This window comes from Streptomyces sp. NPDC004031 (assembly GCF_053604375.1).
Map to the genome: position 1 here is coordinate 1 of NZ_JBSGHL010000157.1, position 1495 is coordinate 1495.

General features: G+C 57.1%; 2 protein-coding genes. Both read left to right on the top strand.

All coding sequences use genetic code 11. From position 1 onward, the window contains the following. Positions 1 to 602, top strand: a 602-nt coding sequence (locus tag ACWERV_RS36795; RefSeq protein ID WP_452941247.1) for a tyrosine-type recombinase/integrase, incomplete at its 5' end; no start/stop codon positions are given. Between the two features lie 554 nt (positions 603 to 1156). Further along, positions 1157 to 1495: hypothetical protein (locus ACWERV_RS36800; protein WP_452941249.1), on the top strand; the 339-nt coding region annotated here is incomplete at its 3' end.

The following is a 1495-nucleotide window of genomic DNA, read 5'->3' on the forward strand; positions in this document are numbered from 1 at the left end:
CACGAAACCCCTGGAAGAAAAAGCTCGTTAGGCATCGAAATTTCGTGCTTGTTCTTCTATACCTTGTCACCGGTGGCCGGCGAGGAGATGTTGCGAAGCTGAAACTCGAGGACGTCGTCGGCGGCCCGGAGCCGTACATTCGATTCGACGCTCACACGAATGACCCGGACGACACACGAGTGGACGAGCCGAGGCTGAAGACCCAGCCTCGCGAATATCCCGTCCTTCAGAGAGTAGCGGAAATCACGGCAGAGTACATCCGCGAATACCGGGCACAAATCCCGAATGCGGCCGACAGCGAATACCTCTTCCTTGAGACCGTAGACGGCAATCCGCTGTCCAAGCGGACAATCAACGCCATTTTTCAGAAGCTGCAACATGCCGTCCCTGGACTCACGCCACACATTCTTCGTCACACGAACACCGAGAGACTGGTGAGAGATGCCAAGGCCCTTGGCTTGGCGGAGGAGGAAATGCTGCGAACCATCATGTATCTGAACGGTTGGCTCTCTAACAATGTTGCGACATATACGGCGAGGGAGCGCGAGGAAACCGCGCGAACCGTTGCCACCGCCCGACAAGCAAACTTCTTCGCAAAATGAACAATAACGCAGACTTTCTTGACGTCTACGGCAACCCGGTTGTAGTCGAACCTCATCGATGGACCATCGTTACATCGGTAGGAATCCGCAGACTACCGTGGACTTCGATTGACAGCGTTGGAGAGCCCTTGGCCTCGACTATCAGGGAGTACATCGGGAACCGCTTAACGACCGAATCACCAATCGACGCGCTGAACTGCCACACGAACCTGTCGGGTTTTGCTCGGTTCTGCAAAAGCAAACCAACGGCTCCGATGCACGCATCGGCGCTCGGGTATCTATCCCACCTGACCGCGCAAGGCAGGCGTTGGGAGTGGGCGCGGACCCGAGGCTACTACCGCTTCTTTGCCGAACGCTCCCACCCCGGCTTCGACCGTCAGGCGTTAACAACGATAAATCGAGTCGTGGTCGGTGGAAATCGAAAGGGCGGACCGGTCAGAGATGGTCATCCTCTTACAGGACCGCTCACTCGTGAAGAGTCCCTTTTGTGGAGGAATGCAATCCTCAGCGACGACGACGACACATACGAAGCAGTCCGAGAGCGAGGAGTCGCGATGCTGACGACCATCCTCGGGTTGCGCCCGACTAGCATCATCCATTTGATGGAATCCGACCTGGTTCGGGATGTCGTCATCGACGATATGCCGTTCGCGTTCGCCCTTGACATCGCACGCGCCAAAAAGCGGGCAGCCCCGAGGAAGCTCCTCCGACGCATAGGAATTCATCCTCAGTTGGCGGACATTCTTCATACGCTCATTCAGTTCAACCACAACAGGCACCCCGAGCCTACCTCTGCGGCGGACCGCCCGCTCTTCTACGCGCCGAAGGGCAATCAAGACTTCGGCGCGGCAGGATGGAGCGAAAGCTCAGTGGGTATAGCTGCCATACTGCAG